Raw genomic sequence first — 26,351 nt, 5'->3', positions numbered from 1 at the left:
TCAGAAAATTAGGCTGATATTTTTGTGTTATATTCAATTAACGTCAGGTTATTTAATGCTTGATAACATACGTTAGTAGTATAAGTGATTAACTATTCTTCTATTATTTCTTTTATTTGTTCCCGATTATTAAAAAACATAAATCGAATTGGTATAAAGTGTTTTCGAATATTTGTTATTTAATTTTAAATTTTATTTAAAATAATTTTTACAAAAAAGGGTAGCTAAATTTTTTTTTAACGTTATACTTCTGCCCTTACAATTAATTACCCCCAATTTATGGGAAAATGACTATAAAAAAATGATTTATCAAGAAAAACCTTGATGTATAGGATGTTATGCAGTACAATTTTTTTTATCAAATGTGGCAACATTATGCTTTAACTATTTCTAAATACTCCTCAGGCATTATTTGTACCCCCAACTCACTTAATAGATACACACAAGATTGTCGTAAATGCTTGTTAATAGCTAACAAGTGGCTATGCTTTACCCTAAAGCAACGATTACTATTAACTAAACGCCCACTATCTTGTTTATCTACCTTGTCATTGCTATTGTCGTATTCATTAAATACACAGGCGTTATCGGCTGTTACAACAAATATAATTCAAGGTTCAGCACCTTATTTAACGTTTGATGGCGGAAAAACTAAAGCCACTACGACCGAAGATCTGTTAAGTATTACGTTATCTGATGGCACAACAATTACGCCGGCAAATAATACTTCAACTGCGAAAAAACCGATAGTCTTACCCAATGCAGAAGAAACTTTAGCGAATGTTGGCATGTTTGTACCAGCATCAAAAGACTCAATAGAATTAAAAGAACTAATTAATTCCTCCTATAACTTCTGGGGTGATGATGATGGTGATGGACAGGGAGAAAATGGTGTAACTGCAACTGGTAGCTTAAGCATTAGCTTCACAGATAGATATAACCAAAAAGTTAGTCGCAGTCATGTCTTAGATATTTGCGGAGCACCTTATAAAGTGGTGTTAAGTAGTACAGGTGGCATGTTAAAGACACAGTATGGCGTGCCTAATAGCAGCACTTTCAGCGAAAGTACAGTGAGTTACTTTATCACTCCAGTCTTAACTCCTAAAGTTTGCTACATTAAGGCGGGCGATCTAAGGTTAGACGTAAATCAGTTCGCAGGTCCAGAAGGTATGTGGAATCCAGACAAAGGCTTTATCGCATCTAGTAACTTCCCGAACACTGGCATTAATGGTATATTCTTTGATTTATACATAGAAGGTAGTGGTCCACTGACTTGGCCAACTATCACTCAGGCAGGTATAACCGCCAAAATGCGACCCAATTCGGCAGGTAGCAGTGTGCGAATCACACTAACCGGTCCAAAGGTGAACGGAAATCGAAACTCAATTAGCAAACCAGACTTACCTCAGAAATTTGAATTAGTCGGTTACGATAGCAGTGGCAAATCAGTGATTAAATATGGATTTGAATTGCAAAAGTGGTTTGTCAATCGCGGAAGCCGATTTAATTTATTCTCTTCACATGAAAACTGGTGTAAGACATTAGGTTATAGGGTTATACAAGTAAAAGATTTCACCAACGCAAACTGTACAGGTTTACACAGCAGTTGCCAAAGCGCTAAACCATCATCGGCTAGAAACCATTACCATCGACGAATTGGTGGTGGCTTGCTTAGCGAGTGGGGTTACATGACAGAATACATGGATTTAGTAGGTTTACCTTCTGATAATGCATATTGGACAAGCGATGTAGTAGAAGGTAAAAAGCTTGTTGTTACCGCGGTTGGAGGTCAGGTTAAAACTAGAAATTCTAACGAAACTGCGTACGGAATGTGTGTCTATCCTTAAATTTTTAGCGTTTAATTCTTGAACTTCAGACAGAATAATGTCTATTTAAATTTAAGTTAACCAGCTTTAGGGGGACAACCAATCTTGAACTGCCCCCCAAAAGTTGGATCTTTTAAATCTACTTTTAGAACCCATTATGGCAACATAATATACATTCGATTTAACGCACAAGTCATCAATCACTATTTAAATAGTGACAACGGTTATGGCTTAACGACAGATTATTTTCAAATACCTGTCCGTGCAATTGAAGGATGAAGACAGATATATAAAAAGTTTTTTAATGGACTAAAACCGATAACAATTCGCCGTCGCGATAACGTGATACCTTGCATTCTAAGCGCTGCTTGTTGTCGCCTTGTTCCATAGGCTTGATAATGACATAATGCAAGATAGCAAAACATAAAATATTATCAAAATAAATGATAATTTGAAGAATGATGGTTTTTGCATTTATTTTTCTTAATTATCTAGGTCAATTGATTTTACGGTAACAATTCTTAAAAAGGATATTAATCTTTATCATTGTGATTTTATTATTTTTGTTTTAGAAAATAATGCTTAGTCACTTTATTAATAATCAAACAAATTAACACAATAAGCAATATCAACAGGAGCAAGCTACGACCTACACGAATCAGGGTAGTGGCGTTAATATAAAACCTTATTGGCATATGGTATAAAGAGATAAAATAAACAATGAGACAAATAAAAATCAGTATGGCAGATACAAAAACACTTTTAATGAGCTTTTCTGATTGAATTTTATTAAAAGGCTTTTTAAAACAGTTTTTAGACAAAAACAGCCCAATTAGTATAGCACCAATATAAATAGCCTTTAGAAAATCACTATCTCTCCAGTCAAAAGTAATAACGATTAACATATACTCTTTAATCAAGAGGAAACAGATAAACGTTGAAAATAAAATGAAGTGAATATTTGAGCTGTTAGTTTCTGTAATTGCAAAGGGTTGGTTACTTTTTACAAAGAACTTTTCAAAGAAATTTGTTAAATAGTAAATTAATAAACTGTACAACAAAAAGCAGAAAACAACTGATGGGATAATCATTATCATCATTGGCAAAATAGGGCTCTCGTAGAAATAAACAATGATGCTTTGTTGAATAAGTTCAGCTACTGTCGTGAATATGGCCATCATGACAATCAATAATACTGTATTGGTTTTATTGACAATATGAATATTAGCGTAGTAAAAAACAAGCGACAACAAACCAAAAATCCATAATGTATCAACAAGATTATTTCGGAAAAAATAAAATAAAAAACCAGGGAATAAATAACCAAGTGTTTCAAAAGAAATGCTTGATTCGGGTCGTAAAAAGGCAAAACACAACCGAAGAAAACAACTCAATAAAAAATAAACTACACCACCAATAATGGGGAGAGTAAAAAAAGAGGCTTTATTCATCTTATTTCCTTATTAATTTTTACTTAAACGTTCCTATTACCTAAATTTTTAACAAAATTTTAATGATTGTGTGTTGTTAATCAATTCGTTTAATAAAGTGTTTGATCTTAAATCCCATAGCAATCAACGACGCAAAATAGACAACGATTCCAACAATTACCAATGCAAATAATCGCCCAATACGAACCAACATTGAGCCGGTTGACCAGTCGGGTAATAAGTGCGAACCAAACCATAACACAGCAGACATTAATATTACAGCAATAATGACTTTAATCAAAAACCGATACCAACCAGGTTGGGGTTGATAAAGTTGTTTTTTACGCAATTGCCAATACAATAATCCAGCATTAAAGCAAGCGGCTAAACCAATGGATAGTGAAAGGCCTGCATGCTGTAATGGCCCAATAAAAACGAGATTCATTAGCTGTGTTAAAATTAACGTGACAATTGCAATTTTGACGGGAGTTTTAATGTCTTGACGCGAATAAAATGCGGGTGCTAACACTTTAATTAAAATCAATCCAAGTAGACCGATAGAGTAAGCAACTAAAGCTCGCTGTGTCATCAATGTATCATTTAAGGTAAATTGGCCATATTCAAATAACGTTGATATAAGCGGGCGAGAAATAACACCTAATGCAATCGTGCTTGGTAAAGCCAATAAAAAGCAGAGGCGCAATCCCCAATCTAACAACTCTGAATATTGTTTATGATCGCCTTTAGAAAAGCTTTTAGCTAACGAAGGCAATAAAATGGTGCCTAATGCCACACCCAGTACACCGGCAGGGAATTCCATTAATCGATCCGCATAATACATCCACGAAACTGAGCCAGAAACGAGAAATGAGGCAAAAATCGTATTAATAATTAATGATATTTGCCCAACAGATACCCCTAAAATTGCCGGCCCCATCTGTTTTAAAACCCGCCAAACACCACTATCTTTAAAATTTATACGAGGTAACACTAGCATGCCAATCTTTTTTAAATAAGGTAGCTGATAGAGTAATTGTAAAATCCCACCAACACCAACCGATACGGCAAGCGCTAATACGGGCGGGTTAAAGTAAGGTGTTAAAAATAGCGTGAATATAATCATACTCACATTAAGTAGTGTTGGCACAAAAGCGGGAACCGAGAAACGATTCCATGTGTTGAGTATAGCGCCAACAAGTGAAGCCAGTGATATAAAAAAGATATAAGGAAAGGTTATACGCAACATGGTCGTTGCAAGTTCAAATTTTTCGGTTGACTCTTGCATAAATCCTGGTGCAGTTAGCATAATGATAAAAGGTGCGCTGACAACACCAATTAAGGTAACAATAGCTAATACTAGCGTTAATAAACCTGCAATATAAGCAACAAAGGTACGCGTTGCTTCAATCCCTTGCTGATTTTTATATTCTGCTAAAATAGGCACAAAAGCTTGCGAAAAAGCACCTTCCGCAAAAATACGCCGCAGCAAATTAGGGAGTTTAAAGGCTACAAAAAAAGCGTCAGTTGCCATACCTGCGCCAAAAAAACGCGCAATAACGGCATCACGAACAAAACCCAATACGCGCGATACCATCGTCATTGAACTTACAGTGGCTAAAGATTTTAAAAGATTCATATCTAATTTATATAAAAAGTATACAGCTGAAAACTGATAAGGAAGCATAGTCTACAAACTATTACTTTAAATCACCACGCTTTTTTCAATAAATAATGGTTTTTATTCATGCCGCCAGCATAATACTGACGGATGATAAGTTTAACGATCTTTTAATGGAATAAACGGCATGAATTGACCAATATTTTTATAAGCAGGGCGAATAATTCGGCGATCATCAAAATTAAGCTCTTCAATTCGATGAGCACACCAACCAACAATACGTGACATTGCAAATAATGGCGTATAAACCTCTCGAGGTAAACCAATCATGTCATAAACAAAGCCAGAATAGAAATCGACATTGGCGCAAACTTGTTTTTTTGTTCTGGCATTTTTTCGATTCAAAATAGCATGGATAGCGCGTTCTTCAAGCAAATTTAAAAAATTATACTCTTTTTCTCGCCCTTTTTCTTTGGCTAGTTCATACGCCATTTCTTTGAGCAACACAGCTCTTGGATCTGATACCGTATAAACTGCATGCCCAATACCATAAATTAGACCCTTTTTATCAAATACATCTTTATTTAAAATACGTTGTAAATAGGCATCAATTTCATTTACATCACTCCAATTTTTAATTTCTTTAGCTAGGTGTTTAAGCATTTTACCCACTTGTAAATTAGCACCACCATGTAATGGACCTTTTAACGATCCAATACCTGCCGCAATTGATGAGTAAGTATCAGTGCCTGTAGAACTAGTCACTCGCACCGTAAATGTTGAATTATTTCCGCCGCCGTGTTCTGCATGGATAATCATAGCCAAATCAAGCACTCGCACATCAAGTTCAGTATATCCTTCTGCTCCTTTCATCATGTATAAAAAATTTTCAGCAATAGAAAAATCCTCATTTGGGTGACGGATATGTAATGATTTACCTTTAGCACTGTGACTTAACATATTATAAGCATAGGCAATAATGGCCGGAAACTTTGCAATGAGGTCTATGGATTGCCGCATTAAATTATCACGTGACGTATCATCTGCTTTAGAATCATAAGTATACATTTCAAGCACTGTTCTTGCTAAAATATTCATCACATCATGACCTTCAAGTTCCATGATAGCAATCTTAGTTTGCTTTTCCAGAGCCATTGATTCACAAAGTAATCGTGAAAAATCGTATAACTCTTCTTTATCGGGTAAAGAACCTGATAATAGTAGATAGATCGTTTCTTCAAATCCTGTTCGTTGCTCTTTTTGTGCATTATGTACAAGATCTTCAATATCAATGCCTCGATATAATAATTTTCCTGGAATAGGTTTTAATGAGCCACCTTCTAAATGTTCATAACCTAGCACATCTCCAATTTTGGTTAAACCAACTAATACACCAGTGTGATCAGCGTTACGTAACCCACGTTTTACATTAAAATTTTCAAATAATTGTGATTCAATTTTACTAGTGTTTTTAATCGTTTCAGATAATTTATAAACTAAAAATTTTTCTTTCATTTATTATTTCCTCTTGTGTTATAAATTATCGATTACTGCTTGAGTAAATTCAGTCGTAGATAACGATTGTCCATTTTGCATAAAACGAGCTAAATCGGTTGTTGCCTTACCTTCTTGAAATAAGCTTTGCATTGCATGGGTAATTAATTGCCCAACTTCATACCAACCAAGATAATCAAACATCATCACACCTGATAGCAATAATGATGATGGATTTGCTTGATTTTGTCCTGCAATATCAGGCGCAGTGCCATGTGTTGCTTCAAAAATAGCATGACCTGTCAGATAGTTAATATTCGCGCCAGGTGCAATACCAATGCCCCCGACCATCGCAGCAAGTTGATCTGAAACATAATCACCATTAAGGTTTAATGTTGCAACAACAGAATAATCTTCTGGTTTTAACAAAGTATTTTGTAAAAATGCATCACAAATCACATCTTTAATAATTAATTTTGACGAAGATTGAGCGTTCTGTAATGCTTGTTCTGCCGCTGATGTGCCAGCCGTTTTTTGGATTTTTGCATATTGATTCATAGTAAAAACAGCATCAGCAAATTCTTTCTCTGCTAGTGCATATCCCCACTGTTTAAATCCCCCTTCAGTAAACTTCATAATATTACCTTTATGTACTAAGGTAACAGAGGGTAATTTATGGTGAAGCGCATATTTAATTGCAGCTCTAATTAAACGTTCTGATCCTTCAATTGAAACAGGTTTGACACCAAATGACGAAGTTTTAGGAAAACGAACTTTACTAACGCCCATTTGTTGTGATAAAAATTGATAAAATTTTTCAGCTTCCTGTGTGCCTTGTAGCCATTCAATACCAGCATAAATATCTTCAGTATTTTCTCGGAAAATAGTCATGCTTACTTTTTCGGGATGTTTTATTGGTGATTCCACCCCTTTGAACCAACGAACAGGACGCAGACATACATAAAGATCTAACTCTTGGCGAAGAGCAACATTGAGTGAACGAATCCCATCCCCCACTGGCGTAGTTAAAGGGCCTTTGATACCAATAAGATATTGTTTAAAAGCATTCATGGTTTCTTTGGGTAACCATTCACCATTCAAGTTGAATGACTTTTCACCAGCAAGTACTTCTTGCCATTTAATGCTACGTTTATCTTGATAAGCTTTTTCAATCGCTTTATCAAAAATTGTTCGAGCAGCATTCCAAATCTCTTTACCCACACCATCACCTTCAATAAAAGGAATAGTTGGATGATTTGGGACAATTAATTGTCCATTTTCAATTGAAACTTGCTGATTCATATTGTATCTTCCCCCCTCTTTTTTCAGTTAGTTAAATCCTTCCTTCAACTTATTTAAAGCACTACCTGCTTTAAACCATTCTATTTGAGATTGGTTGTAAGTGTGCGCAACAGCAAAAGAGTCCGTGCTTCCATCTTGATGATGAAGTATCATTGTCAGCTCTTTATCTGGTGCAAAATCGACTAACCCAATAATGCTAATTTTGTCATCCTCACGAATTTTGTCATAATCGTCTTTATTAACAAATGTTAAAGCTAACATTCCTTGTTTTTTAAGGTTCGTTTCATGTATTCGTGCAAATGATTTAACCACAATGGCTTTAACATTTAAAAAGCGAGGCTCCATTGCGGCATGTTCCCGTGATGAACCTTCACCATAATTTTCTTCAGCTACAACAATTGAGCCTAGTCCTTGAGTTTTTAACTGACGAGCTAATATGGGTACTTCAACATAATTACCTGTTTGCGGATCTAAGACTGAGTTAGTTTTTTGATTAAAGGCATTAACTGCGCCAATTAACATATTATTAGAAATATTATCTAGATGTCCTCGAAATTTTAGCCATTTACCCGCCATTGAAATATGATCGGTAGTACATTTACCCGTTGCTTTAATGAGTAAGGGTTGCGAAGTAATGTCTTTTCCATCCCAAGGTAAAAAAGGTGAAAGTTGTTGTAGCCGCTCTGAGTGACTTGAAATATGAACTTCAACCGCACTGCCATTGGCAATGGGTGCTATATAACCAGCATCATCAACAACAAACCCTTGCTTAGGCAACTCGTCCCCTATTGGTTCAGATAGTTTTACTTTCTGGCCTTTATCATTGATTAAACTATCAGTGAGTGGATTAAAGCTAAGTTTACCTGCAATCGATAATGCAGCTACAATTTCAGGAGAGCATATAAATGCATAAGTATTTGGACTACCATCATTACGTTTAACAAAGTTACGATTAAAAGATGTCACAATCGAATTTTTATGTTCATCAGCTACTTCATCACGGCGCCATTGCCCTATACAAGGTCCGCAAGCATTAGCCATAATAGCTGCACCAGCTTGCTCAAAGCGACTTAAAATGCCATCTTTCTTTGAGGTGTATTTCACTTGTTTTGAGCCAGGGTTAATGATTAATTTTGCTTTTACCTTTAGTCCTAATTGATTTGCATTATCAATCACAGAAGCCGCACGCATCAAGTCCTGATAAGAAGAGTTCGTACATGAACCAATCAAGCCTACCTCCATGTTATCTGGGTAATTATGCTCTTTGACAGCAGTAGCAAGTTGTGAAATAGGATAAGCTAAATCAGGTGTAAAAGGCCCATTAACATAAGGCTCCAATTCAGATAGATTAATTTCTATTACTTGATCATAGTATGTTTCTGGTTGTACTAAAACAGCCTCATCAGGATTGAAACAGTCCGTTAACATATTTGCTAAATCAACCACTTCTTGACGCCCTGTCATCGTTAAATAATCAGCCGACTTTTTACTATAAGGGAATATTGATGTTGTTGCTCCGACTTCGGCCCCCATATTACAGATAGTTGCTTTTCCTGTTGCTGATAAAGTTGAAGTTCCTTCACCAAAATATTCAATCACTGAATTGGTGCCGCCTTTAACCGTTAAAATGCCTGCTAGTTTTAAAATAATATCTTTTGGTGATACCCAACCTGATAGATTACCAATCAATTTTACGCCAATGATTTTTGGCATTTTCAATTCCCAAGGCATACCAGCCATAACATCAACAGCATCTGCACCACCGACCCCTATTGCGAGCATTGAAAGTCCACCAGCATTTGGCGTATGTGAATCAGTACCGATCATCATACCTCCAGGAAATGCATAATTTTCAAGTACGACTTGATGAATAATACCTGCATCGGGCTTCCAAAATCCAATACCATATTTATTCGATACATCACGTAGAAATTGATAAACTTCTTGATTATGACTTTCTGCAACAATTAAATCATCATGAGCATTTTTATAGGCTTGAATAAGGTGATCACAATGCACTGTTGAGGGCACAGCAACGCTTTTACGACCTGAGTTCATTAGCTGTAAAAGCGCCATTTGAGCAGTTGCATCTTGCATAGCAACGCGATCGGGTGAAAAATTAACATAGTCCTCCCCCCGTTTATAAGCCTTAATCTCTTCACCTTCTGCTAGATGTGCATAAAGGATTTTTTCCGTCAAGGTTAACGGTTTTCCAATTTTTTGGCGGATCAGATCAATCTTTTGTGGATAACTTTGGTAAATTCGTTTAATTAAATCAATATCAAAAACCATAATTAAGCTCCTATTGCATATATTATCCTTTTAGATTTCACTTACAATTAAAATGAATTTTTATTCTTTTTTTGTGAATTAATATTCACTACAATATACTAATAATTTTTTTATGCAATCTTGTATTAAAATCTTTTATGAAGCGCGCTTTTTGATAATTAATTAAAATTACGTAGAACAAGCACAATCGGCAGTATAATTTTTATACTACCTAAATATTAAATATTATGCACATTAAAGAAAATTCAAAATTGCGTGATCATATAAATAAAAATAATATAAAAAAGTTGCAAGTTAAGTAACAATCTGAACAAAACAATAGCTAAAAGCCATGTTTGCCTGCATGATCGATCTATGCTACATTGTTTTTCCGAACAATATTTTAGCTAATTTTATTATGAATCAAACAACTAATCCGTCACCAATAAGAACGGGCGGCTTTCTAAATACTATTGAACGAATTGGAAATAAGATCCCTGATGTAACCACACTGTTTTTTTATGCTTTAATCATCTGTTTTGTTGCTTCTTTATTACTCTCTTTTGTGAGCTTTAATTTTATTAATCCTGTTACGCAAGGCAAACTGGTCGTTGTCAATATGCTGGCCCCCGATCATCTTGTCACTTTTTTTACCAAGATGGTGCCTAATTTTGTCTCTTTTCCACCGCTTGGCATCACAATTGTGGCAACATTAGGTATTGGTATTGCTGAAAGTAGTGGTTATATCCATGTGCTACTTAAAAAATTACTGGCTATCACCCCTAAAAAATTAGTCACACCATCGGTTATTTTTGTCAGTATGGTTTGCCATATTGCTGCTGACTCGGCTTATGTGATTTTAATGCCTGTATCAGCGATGATGTTTTATGCAATCGGGCGCCATCCGCTGGCGGGTATTGCTGCTTCATTCGCTGGCTTAGCTGGGGGATTTAGCTCAAGTTATACGCCGTCAATTATCGATCCAATTATGCAAGGATTTACCCAAAGTGCTGCACAAATTATCGATCCTTCTTATCAAGTCAATGTACTTTGTAACTATTTCTTGAGCTTTGGTGGTACCTTTTTTGTATTGTTAGCTTGCTGGTTTGTTACCGACAAAATCGTCGAACCTCGTTTGAATGCAACCATGCCTTTAAATAATGATTTAAAGTTAGATAATATTGCCAATTCGCCAGCTATCACACCGGTTGAGAACCGAGCATTTAAAGTCGCTTCAATGGTCTTTTTAGCAATTGCTATTGGCTTGGTTTTATTATTATTACCAGAAAACTCTTTATTACGTGCACCTGATGGAAGTATGACAAGCAATAAAGCACCAATTATGCAAATTATTGTGCCACTATTGTTTGTATTTTTCGCCATTCCTGGTTTAATACACGGTTTTATAACCGGAGCATTTAAATCATCACGCGATATTGTCAAAGCGATGGAGAACATCACTAAATCTCTTATTCCATTTATTGTTTTTGCGTTCTTTTGTGCACAATTTCTATATGTCTTTTCTCACTCACAAATTGGAACATTAATTGCGATTGGCGGCGCTGAGTTTTTAAAAGCATTGCATCTACCTTCAGTGGTCACAATCTTCGGTGTGATAATTCTAACAAGCATGTTAAATGTGTTAATTACTTCAGCATCGTCTAAATGGGCCATATTAGCGCCGATTTTTGTACCCATGCTTATGTCAGTTGGCATCTCACCAGAATTAACGCAAGCCGCTTACCGTATCAGCTCGGCAGTCAATGTCAGTACACCTATGTTTGCTTTTTATCCTTTGATTATTGCTTATTGCCAGCAATACTGCAAAAACACCGGTGTAGGCACATTAAGTTCGATGATGATTCCTTATACCGCCGCACTACTTATTGCATTAACGGTAAACTTATTACTCTTTTGGTTCTTAGGTCTACCAATTGGTTTTGACAGTGGTTATGTCTATCCACCTGTAAATTATTAATCACCATAAGGAGTCACACTATAATGAATATTACCGAACAATTAGTTGAGCGTTTTTTACGTTATGTCAGTATTCCAAGTCAAAGTGCTATTGGATGTGCGCATGTGCCCTCAACCCCAGGGCAAACAGAATTGGCCAAATTACTCAAACAAGAGTTGATCAAGCTTAATCTACAAGATGTTCACCTTGATGAGCATAGTATTGTAACCGCTAAACTACCAGGCAATAATCCAAATGCACCGAAAATCGGTTATGTTGCCCATCTTGATACGGTCGATGTTGCCTTATCAGATAAAATTAATCCACAAAGAGTGACCTTTACCGGTCAAGATATCCTGTTGAATAAAAATAAAAATATCTGGTTTAAAGTTGATGAACATCCCGAATTGAATAAGTATCTTAATGATGAATTGATTGTGACGGATGGTACAAGTGTTCTTGGGGCTGATAATAAAGCCGCCATTGCCATTGTAATGACCATGTTAGATCAATTACAACAACAAAATCTTACACATGGCGATATTTATGTGGCATTTGTACCTGATGAAGAAGTAGGCTTAAATGGTGCTAAGAAACTTGATTTAAATCGCTTTAAACCCGATTTCGCTTATACAATCGATTGTTGTGAACTAGGTGAAGTCGTTTATGAAACTTTCAATGCTGGCTCTGCAACCATTGAGATTACAGGTGTATCTGCTCATCCAATGTCGGCAAAAAATGTTTTAATCAACCCTATCCGTGTAGCTAATGATATTATTAACTGTTTTGATAGTTTCGAAACACCTGAACATACCGAAGGTAAAGAAGGTTATTTTTGGTTTAATGATATTGTTGGCAATCAAAGTACCACAACATTAAAAATGAGTATTCGTGACTTTGATTTAGCTAAATATGAAGCACGTAAAGCTTATATCCAAGAAGTGGTGAGCTTTATTAGCCAAAAATATCCAAGGGCTAAAATTGAGTGTAAAATTACCGATATTTATAGCAATATAGCTAACTATTTGGGTAATGATCGTCGCAGTATTGATTTAATTTATCAATCATTTGAGCAACTCAAGATTCAGCCAAATACGATCGCTATGCGGGGGGGAACGGATGGTTCAGCACTTTCTGCTAGAGGTCTTACCACACCCAATTACTTTACTGGTGCACATAACTTTCATTCGTGCTTTGAGTTTTTACCATTATCATCATTTCTTAAATCTTTTGAAGTAACGATGAAAATTATCGAATTAGCCGCCAAAGATAAATAATATAAAAAGAGGGGGGGATATCTCCCTTTTGAGCATACTGATAAATATAAGAATTTATTCTATTGGCAATGTAAACATTGAAAAGATTTAGCCAAAAATGAAGTAATGAGGATTTATAAGATAAATGGTGGGTCGTGAGCGATTCGAACGCTCGACCAACGGATTAAAAGTCCGCTGCTCTACCGACTGAGCTAACGACCCATTTGACAAAACCACTTTACATTTAATACTTAAAGCTACAAGCTATTTCGGGTTGGTATAATACTTATAATTGTAAGGCTACGCAACCCTTTTATTGTCATTTTCATGCAATAGCTGGTTATTTATACACTTCACTTTAGCGATGCTAATTTTTTATTCGCACGATCAACTATATTCTTATCTTTTGGGTATTTATTTACCACTTGTTGGAAAACAGTTTTAGCTTTTTTCGCATCCCCTTTATCAAGTAAAATCAATCCTACTTTATAAAGGCTATCAGCAGCTTTCGGAGATGATGGAAAATCTTTTACGACGGTTGCGTAATAAAATGAAGCATCGTCTTTTCTGTTTTGTCTATATGAAAGTTGACCAAGCCAATAATTAACATTAGCTCGGTACTTAGACTTTGGGTAGGTTTTTAAATACTTTTGAAATGCGGAAATAGCCTCATTATTTTGTTTACCATCATTAACAAACTGCATTATAAAATTATAATCGGCTTTATCATCACCTGAAGTCCCCCACCCTGATAAATCTGACGAAGAAGATCTTGATGAGGTCGAGTCAGAAGATGGTGTTGAACTATTTTCTTGTGAGTCAGAATTAGAATTCGATGAAAATCCAGAACCATTAGCCATTTGCTGAAAAATCATTTTTTGACGTTCAATTATTTGATTAAGTTGATATTTTGTTTCTTCTAACTGACCACGAAGGGTATCTACATCAGCTTGTAAATCGCTAATTTTTTGTTGGTTTTGAATCAACAACTGCCCTTGGGCTTGAATGGTTCGATCGATATCAGAGCTACCCGCAGCACAACCGTAACCAGTGAATAAAAGAAATAAAAACAATGTCAGTATTTTTTTATGCATATTATTTGACTCGTCGTGAACTTAGAAAATAAAAAACGGCTGAATAATCAGCCGTTATAAAATGCAATTAATATCCAGCATAGGTTACTACAGCGCGACGGTTTTTAGCATAAGTCGCTTCATCATGACCTAATACAGCTGGTTTTTCTTTACCATAAGAAACGATTTCCATTTGGCTTGCAGATGCACCATTACCTTGTAAGTATGACTTAACTGCTGCAGCACGACGTTCACCTAAGGCGATGTTATATTCTGGAGTACCACGTTCATCAGCATGACCTTCGATAACAACTTTTAGGTTAGTTGAACGAATAAATACAGCGTGCGCATTTAATAAAGTTTCATACTCAGATTTAACATTGTATTTATCAAAATCAAAATATACCGTATTGATTTGTTGTAATTTTTGAAGTTGCTCTAAAGCTTCTTTTGATAAAGTACCGTTTAAATTACCACTCTCGTTGTGGCTGCTATTAGACGAACATGCAGTTACAGCGATTAATGGTAAAGCAACCGCGGCTACTTTAAAAAATTTAGAAAATTGCATTGTATTAACTCCTTTTGTTTAAATAAATTATTACTTATATATTATACATCTAACCAACTTCAAAGTAACACTTGTTACCAACCTGAAAGATTAGACGTATATATTATAACGCCCTTATACTTAACACAATTTTAATCATCGCAATATTGTATAAATGCTAGGCTCTTCTTATAAATATGGTGACCATGCAGGGAATTTTACTTGCCCATCGGTTGCAGGTAACCTTGCTTTAAAATTACCATCGGTAGAAACAAGATTCAAAATGGTACCTAATCCTTGTGATGAACTATAAATGATCATAGTACCGTTTGGCGCAATACTTGGCGTTTCATCTAAAAAAGTATCTGTTAGACGTTGATAAGTTTTTGTATCCATATCATATCGAGTAATATGTTGTTCACGATTATTAGTTGAGATCATAGCAATAAAAGAACCATCAGGTGACACTCGAGCATTCTGATTTTGCGTATTATCCCAAGTTACTCTCTGTGATTCCCCCGTATTGATGTTGATACTATATAATTGAGGACGACCCGCTTGGTCAGACGTGTAAACAATAGTTTGATTATCCGGCATCCAAGATGGTTCTGTATCATTACTACGACTAGAAGTAATTTGCGTGATTTTTTTGCTACTTAAATCCATCATATATAAATTTAAGCTTCCCCCTTTAGATAAAGCAAAAGCTAATTTACTACCATCAGGAGAAAATGCCGGAGCGCCATTATGTTGAGGAAAAGATGCAATTGTTTGAACAGCACCGCTCTCTAATGTTTTTAAAACCAATGCAGAATGACCGCCTTCAAAAGTCACATAAGCCAATTTTTTACCATCAGGTGACCAAGTAGGAGACATTAACGGCTCTTTAGAGCGATGAACAGTGGTTTGATCATAACCATCATAATCAGACACTCTTAATTCATGCGAAAAAGGTCCTTTGGTTGTTTTAACAACATAAGCAATTCGCGTTCTAAATGCACCTTTAATACCCGTTAGTGATTCAAAGATTTCATCACTAGCAGTATGTGCCGCATAACGAACCCAGCGTTTTTCAATAGAAAATTGGTTTTGTGCCAGAACGGTACCAGGACGGTTGACTGTATCAACTAATTGATAATTTATAAGGTATTTTCCAGATGCATCAGGTTGAATCGAACCAACTACAACAGCTGAAACACCAAGATTGTTCCATACCGCAGGAGTAACCTCTGAAGCAGTGGTTGGTTTTTGAGGCATTTGATTAACGTCAATAGGATTGAACTTACCGCTGTTACGCAAATCAGAAGCAATAATATCTTCAATAATTTGTGGCGGCTCTCCACCACCAGTCCATTTAAATGGAGCAACAGCGATTGGTTTAGCAGAACTCACTCCATCGGTAATGATAATTCTGACCTCAGAATTAGCCATCGTGGTAAAAAATAAAATAAAGCAAGTTGTCAAAAAGCGAGAAGCGAATTTGATCATCTTAAATTCCTTAATAAAAGCAAGAAACATTGAGTTAAATTAAACATAAACCGAAAAACAGAAAAATTTTTTGAAAATTAATGTATTGCCGTTAACTAGCTCCACATACTAAACTTTACAAAACATAAACAATTTTATAGCGAGAAAGATAGCCGATATCAAGTAACAAGTCCATAGTCTTTAAAATAAAAAGATTTGTGTAATAATAATGCCTTTACTATATAAAATACTCAAAGTAATAATAAAAAATTATTCTATTTCAAGTGTCTATACTAATCCTATTTAAATAAGGTTTAAAGAGTTTGAAAAGATATTTTTATACATGAAAAAGAACGAATATATCAAAAGATATACAATTTTGGTGGTGCCCATAAGAAAGCGATAATTTTGCTTAAAAAGATGCCATTATTTTTGGCAATTTTCACAATAAAAAGTATTACGCTGTCCTATTTTTTGTGATTTTATTTCTATTCCACAAATTATGCACGGTTCATCTTTGCGCCCATAAACTTGTAGCTCTTGTGCAAAATATCCAGGTTTGCCATCAGACTGAAGGAAATCCTTTAGTGTTGTTCCGCCTTGTTCAATTGATTTGGTAAGAACCTGTTTAATGGAAGCAACCAACCTTTCAAATTCATTTAATTGTAAATCTTTTACTTTACGATTGGGATTGATTTTTGCCATAAATAACGATTCAGAAGCGTAAATATTACCGACTCCAACCACAATATGGTTATCCATAATCCAGCTTTTAATGGCAACTTGTCGATTTCGGGCTTTTTCGAATAGATATTCCGCTGAAAATTCATTACTTAAAGGCTCTGGTCCTAAATGTTGTAATTGAGATATTTCGTCTAATGAATTTGCCCAAAGCCAAGACCCAAAACGCCTAGGATCGGTATAACGTAATATGACACCATTACTTAAGACAAGATCGATATGATCGTGTTTTTCTGCTTTTTGGCGATTTTGTAAAATACGTAAGCTACCTGACATGCCTAGATGAATCACGATCCAATTATTAGATAACTGTAATAATAAATATTTTGCACGCCGTTTTATATCTAAAATCACTTGTCCATGAGCATTACTTATAGCCCTATCAACTGGCCAGCGTAATTTAGATTGTCGAACAATAATTTTATCTATAGTTTGTCCCTTTAAATACGGTAAGATGCCTCGGCGACTTGTTTCAACTTCCGGTAATTCAGGCATATTCTTCTCTCCTAATTATTCAATAGGTCTGTAACCCAAGTTGGCGCTTGCTGAGCAGGCACTGACTGGTTATTGCCAGAGCATAAGCTCTGAGGATTAATCGTCCATACAGGTAAAGATCGAATGCCACTTCCATTACATTGCCACCGCCCATCGCTATCAATAGGTACCATAAAAATATTTTGAGGTTGTTGTAATACTAATTTCTTTGGTGGATTATTTTGTAAATATTCACTATAAATTTTTAAAGCACCCGTTGCACCGGTCAATTTCATTGGAGAATGATCATCTAAACCAATCCAAATAACAGCAACATTTTTACCGTCAATCCCTGTAAACCAGCTATCACGAGAATCATTACTTGTACCTGTCTTAGCGGCTAAATTAAACGAACCGTATTTAGCTTTTAATGAACGAGATGTCCCAGAATTAACCACTTGTTGCATAGCATAAGTAGTTAAATAAGCCGATTGTTGAGATACGGCCTGAAGCTGTTGTGGATAGCGTTGATAAACAAGCTCACCTTTATCCGTCAATACATATCTTAAAATAGAAAGTGGAGAACGTTGACCATTATTAGCTATCGTTTGAAACATCTGTGCAGTTTCTAATGGTGTTAATTCTAAAGCACCAAGTAACCTTGATGGTAAATTAGGTATACGCTCTGCGGGTATGCCCAACGCTTGTAAAGTATTCTTTGTTGCATCAAGCCCCAATGCCATACCTAAATTAACAGTAGGTACATTGAGTGAAAGCGCTAGGGCGTCGACCAACATAACACGATCGCGGAATTTACGATCATAGTTTTTCGGTTCCCAATATCCCCCGCCATCAAGCTTAATCGATAAAGGATTATCGTTAAGCCAAGTATTAAGTTGGTAATGCTCGGGTTGCCCAAGTGCAGTTAGATAAGTTGACGGTTTAGCTAATGAACCAATTGCTCGCTGAGTTAACCAAGCACGATTATAACCCGGATAACGCGGCTCTGCGCTACCAATAATTGCGCGAATTTCCCCAGTCTCGCGACTGACAATCACCATTGCTGTTTGTAATTCTTTATTGGTTGATGTACGCAGTTTCTCAATTTCGTTAGTGACCGCTTGCTCTGCAGCGGATTGAGCCACAGGATCAAAGGTAGTAAAAATCTTCATACCAGACAAATGATCTGCTTTATCACCTAATTGTTTTCGAAGTTCGCTGCGCACAACTTGCATAAATGCTGGTTGTGGTGAAATCACACCACCTTTAGGTAGAACTGTTAGTGGGCGCTGACTTAATAAAGTATATAGCTCATCATCAATAATACCTTGCTGCTGAGCGAGTTTTAAAACCACATTACGACGTTCGATAACTTGCTTTGGCTGTGTCCAAGGATTATATAGCGAAGCTCCTTTTACCATACCAACCAGCACTGCTTGCTGATCCAATGTAAGTTCATTAACTGGACGACCAAAATAGTAAAGACTAGCTAATGGAAAACCATGGATCTCTTCACTACCCGCTTGTCCAAAATATACTTCATTTAAATAAAGTTCTAAAATACGCTCCTTGCTATAACGACCATCCAAAATCAACGCCATATATGCCTCACGTATTTTTCGGCTTAAACTACGTTCATTAGTTAGAAAAAGATTTTTGACCGTTTGCTGAGTTAGTGTACTGCCACCTTCAGTACGACCTGTTGTTAAATTAACAAAAATAGCGCGACCAATAGAATATAAACTTACACCATGATGATGGTAAAAACGTTTATCTTCTGTTGCTACCAATGTTTGTAACAATGAATCAGGGAATTCTTTTAATGGCACAAATAACCGCTGTTCGCCATTTGGAGAATGCATCATGGTAATTAATTTAGGATCAATCTTAAGCAATCCAAAATCACGTCCTGTATCTAGATTAGTAATACGTTCGATACGATTTTCATAAAAAGTGATTCTTACTCTAAACGCTTGCTCTTCACCATCAGGAAAAGTAAAAGGCCGACGATAAACTTCGATCGCCTCATGTCTTACAATAAATTCACCTGGGCGGGTAGCTTTCGTCTCTTGCTGACGATATTGTGCACCAACTAACATAGTAATCACATCATTTAAGCTATATTCACTATCAGGCTCAAGATCAATAATTTGCCCATAAACGGCAGCGGGCAATTCCCACACATTCCCATCAATCCGCTCTTTGATTTGTTGATCGAGATAGACACCATAAATAATAGCCACAGCAGCAAATACAAGAAATAACTTAAATAATAATGTTAAGAATCGTCGCCAAAGTGTAGGCTTTGTATTTTTTTTAGGCTTTTTAGAAGATCGTTTTTTTGCTGTTTTAGTTGATGTGTTCAAACTGCACCTAACATTTATTATTCAATAAAATTAACTTATGATAACATAATTTTTTAAGGATACCTCGCTCTTCTTTTTGTAAAAAAGTTTCAGGTAAGTAGGTGTTTAAGTATAAAACAAATGCATAAATTTAAAAATTGAGCTGGGATCCAACACTTTTAACTTTTGCCAGAAACGCCTTTTTCGACTTACCTGTTAATCCTTCCGAAATAGGTAAGCTTGCAGTTAACGGATTAACAGGCTTATTATTAATATGTAATTCAAAGTGCAAATGAGGCCCCGTGGAACGTCCTGTGTTTCCTGATAGTCCAATTTTATCGCCTTGCTTAACTTGTTGCCCTGGTTTGACTAAAATTTTATCCAAGTGCATATAAGTAGTCATATACTGACGACCATGCCGGATAGCAATATAGTTACCTGCTGAACCGCTATACTTTGCAATGACGACTTCACCATTACCAACGGATAATACAGGTGTGCCACGCGATACCGCAAAATCAACACCATTATGAGGGGCTATTTGTCCCGTAACTGGATGCAAACGACGCGGATTAAATCCAGATGAAACACGCGCTTTTTTTGCTAAAGGATAACGGAAAAAGCTTTGGGATAAACTGCTACCGTTGATGTCATAATATTTACCATCATCAGCTAAAATAGCATAATAGTCTTTTGTTCCATTTTTAACACGGACACCTAGCAACTGGCTATTGGATAAAGTTTTGCCATGCATTTCTCGTGTTAAAACAACTGAAAATTTGTCACCAACTTGTAATCGTCGAAAATCTAAACGCCATTGTAAAGCGCGGGTAATAATACCAATTTCATTACTGGTTAGACCACTTTTGCGAGCATCAGCAACAAAATTAGTTTTAATATCACCTTTTATAACAATATCTTGTGGTACTACTTCAGCTGTTTCAGAACTTTCTACAAATTTATCGCCCGATTTTTCATAGATTCGAATATTATTACTTGATATTGTCCAACTAAAAGTTTGCAAATTATGGTTATCATCAGTCGTCCAGCTAATTTGTTGGCCTATTCTTAAATTTGCGAGTTGTTTAAATTTAGTCGTTAACTGATAAATATCATTTCGATTAACATTATAGCGAATTAAAATATCATGTAGAGTATCGCCGCGCACAATAGTATATTGCACTGAGTTATCTTTATCATCAACGATATCATCTAATTCATCTTTAACGATCTCATCTTCAGGAACATCTGATGATTCAGCAACTGTAGCCGTTTTTCCATTTACCATCTCAACTCTGCCATCATCAGCAAGAGAGTGGGAATTATTATTTACAGTAATTTCAACTTGAGGAGTTAAAGGAACATAAACCGTTCGATCCAAATTGAGTGGACGCCACAAAGCAGTAAATAAAATAACAATAAAAAGAACACCTAATATTGAAAAATAGGGAGTTTTAAAATTATTTTTTTCAATATCAGGAGATTTTATTTGTCTTGCCAAAATTAACCTTAACTATTTATTATTAAAATTAGTTTCTATCTAAACAATCCAACAGTTGCTGTGTTAATTTTAATAAAAATTGTGAATATGCATCTTTGGAAAGAGCAATACCTGTTCCTAATGGATTTAATTCTCCAATTCGAACATCTGTTCCATCCACTAATTTTTCAATAACTGCAGGGCTAAACTGTGGCTCACGAAATACGCATACTGCTTTGTGTTCTTTGAGCTCTTGTTGAATAGCATAAACCTTTTGAACACCGGGTTGAACTGCTGGATTTATAGTAAAACTACCTAGTTTTTTTAATCCAAACCGTGCCTCAAAATACCCATATGCATCATGAAACACAAAATACCCTCTATTTTGTACGGTAATGAGTTTTTTTGCAATGTTTTGTTCTATTTCTGCGAGCTTAATGTTGAATTCGCGCAAATTTTCATCAACCAATACACTTTTATCTGGATATAGGGTAATAAGCCTATCATGGATTGACTGCGCAATAATCTTAGCAATGTTAGGTGAAAGCCAAATATGCTCATCATATTCACCATGGTGATCTTGAGCTGTAATATCAGCAGAATGATGTTCTTCATGCTCATGATCATCATGACTAGTTCGTAGTAACACTTTAATCTCGGGTATTGTCATTAATTCAATTTGATTTTGATTATCAATACTTTTTAGGATTGTAGGCATAAAAACTTCCATATCTTCACCAACCCAAATCACAAGTTCAGCTGACTTTAGTTTAGCCAAATCAGATGGCTTTAAATTATAGGTATGGGGAGAGGCGCCATCAGGAAGTAAAATATCAGTATCGGTCACTCCTGAAGCAATGGCTTGCGCGATAAACCCTATCGGTTTTACAGATGAAACAATTTTCGCGTTAGCATAATTAGTAATGCTTTGGATAAATACTAATGAAACAAGTATTTTTAAAAAAGAGACTAATCGTTTACAATTTAATAAAATATATTTTTTCACACCATTATCCTATATTTATAAAGTATGATAGAATAGAACTAATTATTGTTATAATATAACATAACATATTTATGGGCAAGGCTTTTGACAATATGACACCACTAATTTCGCTTGATAATGTTTCGGTGGAAATTGAGCATCGAAAAATATTATATGACGTTTCATTAAAAATACATCTGAATCAAATTATTACATTATTAGGTCCTAATGGTGCAGGTAAATCGACCTTAGTAAAAGTCATTTTGGGATTAATTCCGAACACTTCAGGAACAATCAAGCGTTCACCCAATTTAACAATTGGCTATGTGCCACAATCAATCAACTTAAATTCAACTCTACCTATTACTGTTAAACGTTTTATAAGCTTAAATAAACATTTAAATAACGGAGATATTTTTAACATATTATCTATGGTTAAAGCTGAATATTTAATCAACACATCGATGCATCAATTATCGGGTGGTGAATTACAGCGTGTTTTACTAGCTCAAGCCTTAGCAAAGAAACCTCAATTATTGATTCTTGATGAACCAACTCAAGGCGTAGATGTCAATGGTCAGGTACTATTATATGATTTAATCGCAGATGCTAAAAATCAGTTTAATTGCGGTGTCTTAATGGTTTCTCATGATCTTCATTTAGTGATGGCAAAAACAGATGAAGTAATCTGTTTAAATCATCATATCTGTTGCTCTGGTACGCCAGCAATTGTTTCTAATGACCCAGAATTTATTTCTCTTTTTGGTCAACATGGGGCATCACAAATCGCTGTCTATAAACACCATCACAATCACCAACATGATTGTTGCAAATCCCCTATTAAACAAAATAAGGTAATTGTTTTACCTAGCCATGAAAGGAAAAATAATGATTGAGTTACTATTACCATCTTTATTAGCTGGATTATGCTTAACTAGTATAACAGGACCGTTAGGTACTTTCGTTGTTTGGCGTAGGATGTCCTATTTTGGTGATACGTTATCACATGCTGCTTTACTTGGTATCGCATTTGGATTTTTACTGAATATCAATTTATTTTATGCTGTCATTTTTATAACTCTTTTACTCGCCTTAGGATTAATTTGGTTAGAAGCTCAAAAACAACTTCCCATTGATACTTTACTTGGTATTTTAGCTCATAGTGCATTATCGCTTGGCTTGGTAGTAATTAGTTTAATGAGCAATATTCGTATTGATTTAATGGGATACTTATTTGGTGATCTGTTATCAGTAACATATTCAGATCTTTATCAAATTATTATTTGTGTAGCATTTATTGGTGCTTTATTATTTTGGCAATGGAATAACATTTTATTCATTACTGTGAGTGAAGAATTAGCTTTTAGCCATGGAATTAATGTACAGATCACAAAATTACTTTTGACGCTATTATTAGCGTTAACAATAGGTCTATCGATGAAATTTGTCGGAGCCCTGATTATAACTTCTTTGCTTATTATTCCTGCCGCAACAGCCAAATATTATTCAAGAACCCCCGAAACAATGGCATTAGTTGCAATAATAATCGGTATGTTATCAGTTATTACTGGGTTGATGTTTTCATTTATTTACGACACGCCAACAGGTCCCTCAATAGTATTAAGTAACACTTGTCTATTTTTTATATCATTATTTATTTCAAAAATCATTTTAAATAAAAAGAATTGAAATCATTGCAAAACCGTATTATTTATTGCGTGTCACATCCCATTAATAAAATGGCTTTAATGAGTTGCTTGATATTTTCTAATATTATTACAATACAAATTCACCATATTAATAATTAGAAACTATGTCACTAGCAATTATTTATACGCGAGCATCTATTGGAATACAAGCCCCCTTAATAAACGTAGAAGTTCACATTAGTAATGGCTTGCCAGGCTTTGTCTTAGTTGGTCTACCTGAAGCAACAGTTAAAGAGGCCAAAGATCGAGTTAGAAGTGCCATTATTAATAGCGGTTTTACCTTTCCAGCTAAAAAAATAACGGTAAATTTATCTCCAGCAGATCTACCCAAAGAAGGAAGCCGCTTTGATTTACCAATAGCGATTGCCATTCTTGCCGCAACAGAACAAATTCCAACAGAAAATTTATTACATTATGAATTTCTAGGTGAATTAGCATTATCAGGAAATATTAGAGCAGTAAAAGGGGCGATTCCTGCTGCTATTTCTTCCCAAAAGAAGAATCGTACCTTAATAATTTCTGCTGAAAACCAATCTGAGATATCTTTGATTCATCAAAACAATACATTAATTACTAATAATTTATTAGAGTTATGTCAGTATTTATACAAAGAAATTGATTTACCGACAGTACAATATCGTGAATATCATGATGTTGATAATAACTCAGCTAGTCTACAAGACGTAATAGGACAGGAACATGCCAAAAGAGCATTAGAAATTGCGGCAGCAGGAGGTCACAATTTATTATTAATTGGACCTCCAGGCACAGGGAAAACGATGTTAGCAACTCGTTTAACATCCTTATTACCTCAACTGTCAGATGACGAGGCACTTGAAAGTGCAGCAATTACCAGTTTAGTTAGCCCAAATGGCTCAATTAAAAACTGGCGGAAAAGACCTTTTAGATCACCTCACCATAGTGCATCAACCGCAGCACTAGTTGGCGGTGGAACAATTCCCAAACCAGGAGAAATTTCACTAGCACATAATGGAGTATTATTTTTAGATGAATTACCTGAATTTAATCGAAAGGTATTAGACGCTTTAAGAGAACCGATTGAATCGGGTGAAATTATCATTTCGAGAGCAAACGCAAAAATAAAATTTCCTGCTAAGTTTCAATTAATAGCAGCTATGAATCCAAGTCCAACAGGGCATTATCAAGGAACACATAATAGAACGACACCACAACAAACTATACGCTATTTAAATCGACTTTCAGGACCTTTTCTTGATAGGTTTGATATTTCTATTGAGGTGCCTTTACTACCGAAAGGTACACTGAGTAAAATAACTACTCCCTCAGAATCAACTGAAACAATAAAACAACGAGTTTTACAGGCAAGAAATATTCAGTTTAAAAGAAACAATAAATTAAATAGTCAGTTAAGTACAAATGAAATTCAATGCTATTGTCAGCTATCAAATGAAAATAATGAATATTTAGAGCAGGCACTGATAAAATTGGGACTCTCTGCTCGGGCATGGCATCGAATATTGAAAGTATCACGCACAATTGCTGATTTAGATTTGTCAGAAAATATAGAACGAAAACACATTTCAGAAGCATTGAGTTATCGTTCTATGGATCGATTACTAATTCAATTACACAAAAATATTGGTTAAAAGAATTAGTCATCACTATCTACAAAATCATCACTCACATCAACTTGCGGTTTTCCACCAGATAATGTATGAAACCTTTTTGGTTTATTTATACGAGAAAGATATTTCAGCCACGTTTTTTCAAAATCTGTAGATGGTTCTTTTTTACCTTTGCAAACAGCTACAAATGATCTTTCTTCCGCAGTAGTAGGATTTCTGGTTTCTGCATCAAGATCTTTAAAAGCACAACCATGCTTTTCTAAAATCAAAGCTTCTTTAATAGTAAAATCCCCGTGTCGGGAAAATCCTCTTGGATAATTTTTATTATCAAAAAAGCGTTGTTGACTTACAAAACTCTCAGCCATGTTCTATCCTCTAGATTGTAAAAGTGTTTGGGCGAGAATTATAATTAACTAAGTTAATCTGTAAACAAAATTTTTTTATTTATATAGATGGAAATGATCAAGTGACTAAAATTAGAACAAGTTATTATTTTTTGGCAGGGGCGGAGAGTCTCGAACTCCCAACACCCGGTTTTGGAGACCGGTGCTCTACCAATTGAACTACGCCCCTAAATAAAGGTGGCGGAACGGACGGGGCTCGAACCCGCGACCCCCTGCGTGACAGGCAGGTATTCTAACCAACTGAACTACCGCTCCACCGAATTTGGTGTGTATATATAAAAATTTAAAAGTCTGGCGGCACCCTACTCTCACATGGGTAATACCCACACTACCATCGGCACTACGGCGTTTCACTTCTGAGTTCG

20 protein-coding genes and 3 tRNA genes are annotated in these 26,351 nt (G+C 35.4%); 6 read left to right on the top strand and 17 right to left on the bottom strand.

Annotation, left to right across the window (positions count from 1 at the left end):
- The first annotated feature begins 338 nt into the window (after nt 1–338).
- Nucleotides 339–1,847 (top strand): hypothetical protein, encoded by a 1,509-nt coding sequence (locus GQ593_RS02115; RefSeq protein WP_160430413.1) that lies wholly within the window; start codon nt 339–341, stop codon nt 1,845–1,847.
- A 227-nt stretch (nt 1,848–2,074) separates the two neighbouring features.
- On the opposite strand, the gene GQ593_RS02110 is transcribed toward GQ593_RS02115, so the two are convergent.
- The 6 genes from GQ593_RS02110 to GQ593_RS02085 form a co-directional block, all read right to left on the bottom strand.
- On the bottom strand, nt 2,075–2,251 hold the full coding sequence (locus GQ593_RS02110; protein ID WP_160430412.1) for a hypothetical protein: 177 nt from the start codon (nt 2,249–2,251) through the stop codon (nt 2,075–2,077).
- 132 nt (nt 2,252–2,383) lie between these two features.
- Nucleotides 2,384–3,277: a hypothetical protein gene (locus tag GQ593_RS02105; RefSeq protein WP_160430411.1), complete on the bottom strand. Its 894-nt coding sequence runs from the start codon at nt 3,275–3,277 to the stop codon at nt 2,384–2,386.
- A gap of 76 nt (nt 3,278–3,353) precedes the next feature.
- Nucleotides 3,354–4,892, bottom strand: a complete 1,539-nt coding sequence (gene murJ / locus GQ593_RS02100) for a murein biosynthesis integral membrane protein MurJ (protein WP_160430410.1) — start codon at nt 4,890–4,892, stop codon at nt 3,354–3,356.
- A 141-nt stretch (nt 4,893–5,033) separates the two neighbouring features.
- The gene (locus tag GQ593_RS02095; protein WP_160430409.1) at nt 5,034–6,389 is read right to left on the bottom strand and encodes a citrate synthase; all 1,356 of its coding nucleotides are present in this window, start codon (nt 6,387–6,389) and stop codon (nt 5,034–5,036) included.
- Nucleotides 6,390–6,407: 18 nt separating this feature from the next.
- Nucleotides 6,408–7,670, bottom strand: coding sequence for an NADP-dependent isocitrate dehydrogenase (gene icd, locus GQ593_RS02090; protein ID WP_160430408.1), 1,263 nt, complete (start codon nt 7,668–7,670; stop codon nt 6,408–6,410).
- A gap of 27 nt (nt 7,671–7,697) precedes the next feature.
- Nucleotides 7,698–9,962, bottom strand: a complete 2,265-nt coding sequence (locus GQ593_RS02085) for an aconitate hydratase (RefSeq protein WP_160430407.1) — start codon at nt 9,960–9,962, stop codon at nt 7,698–7,700.
- A gap of 397 nt (nt 9,963–10,359) precedes the next feature.
- On the opposite strand from GQ593_RS02085, the gene GQ593_RS02080 reads away from it, so the two are divergent.
- Nucleotides 10,360–11,919, top strand: a complete 1,560-nt coding sequence (locus GQ593_RS02080) for an AbgT family transporter (RefSeq protein ID WP_160430406.1) — start codon at nt 10,360–10,362, stop codon at nt 11,917–11,919.
- Nucleotides 11,920–11,942: 23 nt separating this feature from the next.
- Nucleotides 11,943–13,175 (top strand): peptidase T, encoded by a 1,233-nt coding sequence (gene pepT, locus GQ593_RS02075; protein WP_160430405.1) that lies wholly within the window; start codon nt 11,943–11,945, stop codon nt 13,173–13,175.
- 125 nt (nt 13,176–13,300) lie between these two features.
- On the opposite strand, the gene GQ593_RS02070 is transcribed toward pepT, so the two are convergent.
- From GQ593_RS02070 to znuA, 8 genes are all read right to left on the bottom strand, one after another.
- Nucleotides 13,301–13,376: transfer RNA gene (locus tag GQ593_RS02070), tRNA-Lys, on the bottom strand.
- Between the two features lie 131 nt (nt 13,377–13,507).
- Nucleotides 13,508–14,248 (bottom strand): tol-pal system protein YbgF, encoded by a 741-nt coding sequence (gene ybgF, locus GQ593_RS02065; RefSeq protein WP_160430404.1) that lies wholly within the window; start codon nt 14,246–14,248, stop codon nt 13,508–13,510.
- A gap of 67 nt (nt 14,249–14,315) precedes the next feature.
- Nucleotides 14,316–14,795 (bottom strand): peptidoglycan-associated lipoprotein Pal, encoded by a 480-nt coding sequence (gene pal, locus GQ593_RS02060; RefSeq protein ID WP_065638856.1) that lies wholly within the window; start codon nt 14,793–14,795, stop codon nt 14,316–14,318.
- A gap of 168 nt (nt 14,796–14,963) precedes the next feature.
- Entirely contained in the window at nt 14,964–16,259 is a 1,296-nt protein-coding gene (tolB, locus tag GQ593_RS02055) for a Tol-Pal system beta propeller repeat protein TolB (RefSeq protein WP_442903583.1), read from the bottom strand.
- Nucleotides 16,260–16,667: 408 nt separating this feature from the next.
- Nucleotides 16,668–17,477: a bifunctional DNA-formamidopyrimidine glycosylase/DNA-(apurinic or apyrimidinic site) lyase gene (gene mutM / locus GQ593_RS02050; RefSeq protein ID WP_160430402.1), complete on the bottom strand. Its 810-nt coding sequence runs from the start codon at nt 17,475–17,477 to the stop codon at nt 16,668–16,670.
- An 11-nt stretch (nt 17,478–17,488) separates the two neighbouring features.
- Nucleotides 17,489–19,822: a bifunctional glycosyl transferase/transpeptidase gene (mrcB, locus tag GQ593_RS02045; protein ID WP_202115342.1), complete on the bottom strand. Its 2,334-nt coding sequence runs from the start codon at nt 19,820–19,822 to the stop codon at nt 17,489–17,491.
- A 130-nt stretch (nt 19,823–19,952) separates the two neighbouring features.
- Nucleotides 19,953–21,302 carry a murein DD-endopeptidase MepM gene (mepM, locus tag GQ593_RS02040; RefSeq protein ID WP_160430401.1) on the bottom strand — a complete coding sequence of 450 codons (1,350 nt, stop codon included), beginning with the start codon at nt 21,300–21,302 and terminating at the stop codon, nt 19,953–19,955.
- 28 nt (nt 21,303–21,330) lie between these two features.
- Nucleotides 21,331–22,287, bottom strand: coding sequence for a zinc ABC transporter substrate-binding protein ZnuA (gene znuA / locus GQ593_RS02035; RefSeq protein WP_202115341.1), 957 nt, complete (start codon nt 22,285–22,287; stop codon nt 21,331–21,333).
- Nucleotides 22,288–22,379: 92 nt separating this feature from the next.
- Between znuA and znuC the strand changes: the two genes are divergently transcribed.
- From znuC to GQ593_RS02020, 3 genes are all read left to right on the top strand, one after another.
- Nucleotides 22,380–23,162 (top strand): zinc ABC transporter ATP-binding protein ZnuC, encoded by a 783-nt coding sequence (gene znuC, locus GQ593_RS02030; RefSeq protein ID WP_160430400.1) that lies wholly within the window; start codon nt 22,380–22,382, stop codon nt 23,160–23,162.
- Nucleotides 23,155–23,955 carry a zinc ABC transporter permease subunit ZnuB gene (gene znuB, locus GQ593_RS02025; RefSeq protein ID WP_160430399.1) on the top strand — a complete coding sequence of 267 codons (801 nt, stop codon included), beginning with the start codon at nt 23,155–23,157 and terminating at the stop codon, nt 23,953–23,955. The genes znuC and znuB overlap by 8 nt, the downstream gene beginning before the upstream one ends.
- 124 nt (nt 23,956–24,079) lie before the next feature.
- A complete protein-coding gene (locus GQ593_RS02020; protein WP_160430398.1) occupies nt 24,080–25,603 on the top strand; it encodes a YifB family Mg chelatase-like AAA ATPase in 1,524 nt (507 codons plus the stop codon).
- A gap of 5 nt (nt 25,604–25,608) precedes the next feature.
- On the opposite strand, the gene GQ593_RS02015 is transcribed toward GQ593_RS02020, so the two are convergent.
- From GQ593_RS02015 to GQ593_RS02005, 3 genes are all read right to left on the bottom strand, one after another.
- Nucleotides 25,609–25,947: a DUF413 domain-containing protein gene (locus tag GQ593_RS02015; protein WP_160430397.1), complete on the bottom strand. Its 339-nt coding sequence runs from the start codon at nt 25,945–25,947 to the stop codon at nt 25,609–25,611.
- Nucleotides 25,948–26,079: 132 nt separating this feature from the next.
- Nucleotides 26,080–26,155, bottom strand: a tRNA-Trp gene (locus GQ593_RS02010).
- A 9-nt stretch (nt 26,156–26,164) separates the two neighbouring features.
- Nucleotides 26,165–26,241 (bottom strand) — tRNA-Asp (locus tag GQ593_RS02005).
- Nucleotides 26,242–26,351 lie beyond the last annotated feature (110 nt).

Source organism: Gilliamella sp. Pas-s25, assembly GCF_009795885.1.
GTDB lineage: Bacteria > Pseudomonadota > Gammaproteobacteria > Enterobacterales > Orbaceae > Gilliamella.
The sequence above is the reverse complement of the archived record's forward strand: the minus strand, read 5'-3'. Positions and strand labels throughout refer to the sequence as shown.

Bases quoted from the DNA above. Each gene is read 5' to 3' on its own strand.
- GQ593_RS02115 (WP_160430413.1), top strand. From the start codon at position 339: ATGCAGTACAATTTTTTTTATCAAATGTGGCAACATTATGCTTTAACT.
- GQ593_RS02110 (WP_160430412.1), bottom strand. From the start codon at position 2,251: ATGTTTTGCTATCTTGCATTATGTCATTATCAAGCCTATGGAACAAGG.
- GQ593_RS02105 (WP_160430411.1), bottom strand. From the start codon at position 3,277: ATGAATAAAGCCTCTTTTTTTACTCTCCCCATTATTGGTGGTGTAGTT.
- murJ (WP_160430410.1), bottom strand. From the start codon at position 4,892: ATGAATCTTTTAAAATCTTTAGCCACTGTAAGTTCAATGACGATGGTA.
- GQ593_RS02095 (WP_160430409.1), bottom strand. From the start codon at position 6,389: ATGAAAGAAAAATTTTTAGTTTATAAATTATCTGAAACGATTAAAAAC.
- icd (WP_160430408.1), bottom strand. From the start codon at position 7,670: ATGAATCAGCAAGTTTCAATTGAAAATGGACAATTAATTGTCCCAAAT.
- GQ593_RS02085 (WP_160430407.1), bottom strand. From the start codon at position 9,962: ATGGTTTTTGATATTGATTTAATTAAACGAATTTACCAAAGTTATCCA.
- GQ593_RS02080 (WP_160430406.1), top strand. From the start codon at position 10,360: ATGAATCAAACAACTAATCCGTCACCAATAAGAACGGGCGGCTTTCTA.
- pepT (WP_160430405.1), top strand. From the start codon at position 11,943: ATGAATATTACCGAACAATTAGTTGAGCGTTTTTTACGTTATGTCAGT.
- ybgF (WP_160430404.1), bottom strand. From the start codon at position 14,248: ATGCATAAAAAAATACTGACATTGTTTTTATTTCTTTTATTCACTGGT.
- pal (WP_065638856.1), bottom strand. From the start codon at position 14,795: ATGCAATTTTCTAAATTTTTTAAAGTAGCCGCGGTTGCTTTACCATTA.
- mutM (WP_160430402.1), bottom strand. From the start codon at position 17,477: ATGCCTGAATTACCGGAAGTTGAAACAAGTCGCCGAGGCATCTTACCG.
- znuC (WP_160430400.1), top strand. From the start codon at position 22,380: ATGACACCACTAATTTCGCTTGATAATGTTTCGGTGGAAATTGAGCAT.
- znuB (WP_160430399.1), top strand. From the start codon at position 23,155: ATGATTGAGTTACTATTACCATCTTTATTAGCTGGATTATGCTTAACT.
- GQ593_RS02020 (WP_160430398.1), top strand. From the start codon at position 24,080: ATGTCACTAGCAATTATTTATACGCGAGCATCTATTGGAATACAAGCC.
- GQ593_RS02015 (WP_160430397.1), bottom strand. From the start codon at position 25,947: ATGGCTGAGAGTTTTGTAAGTCAACAACGCTTTTTTGATAATAAAAAT.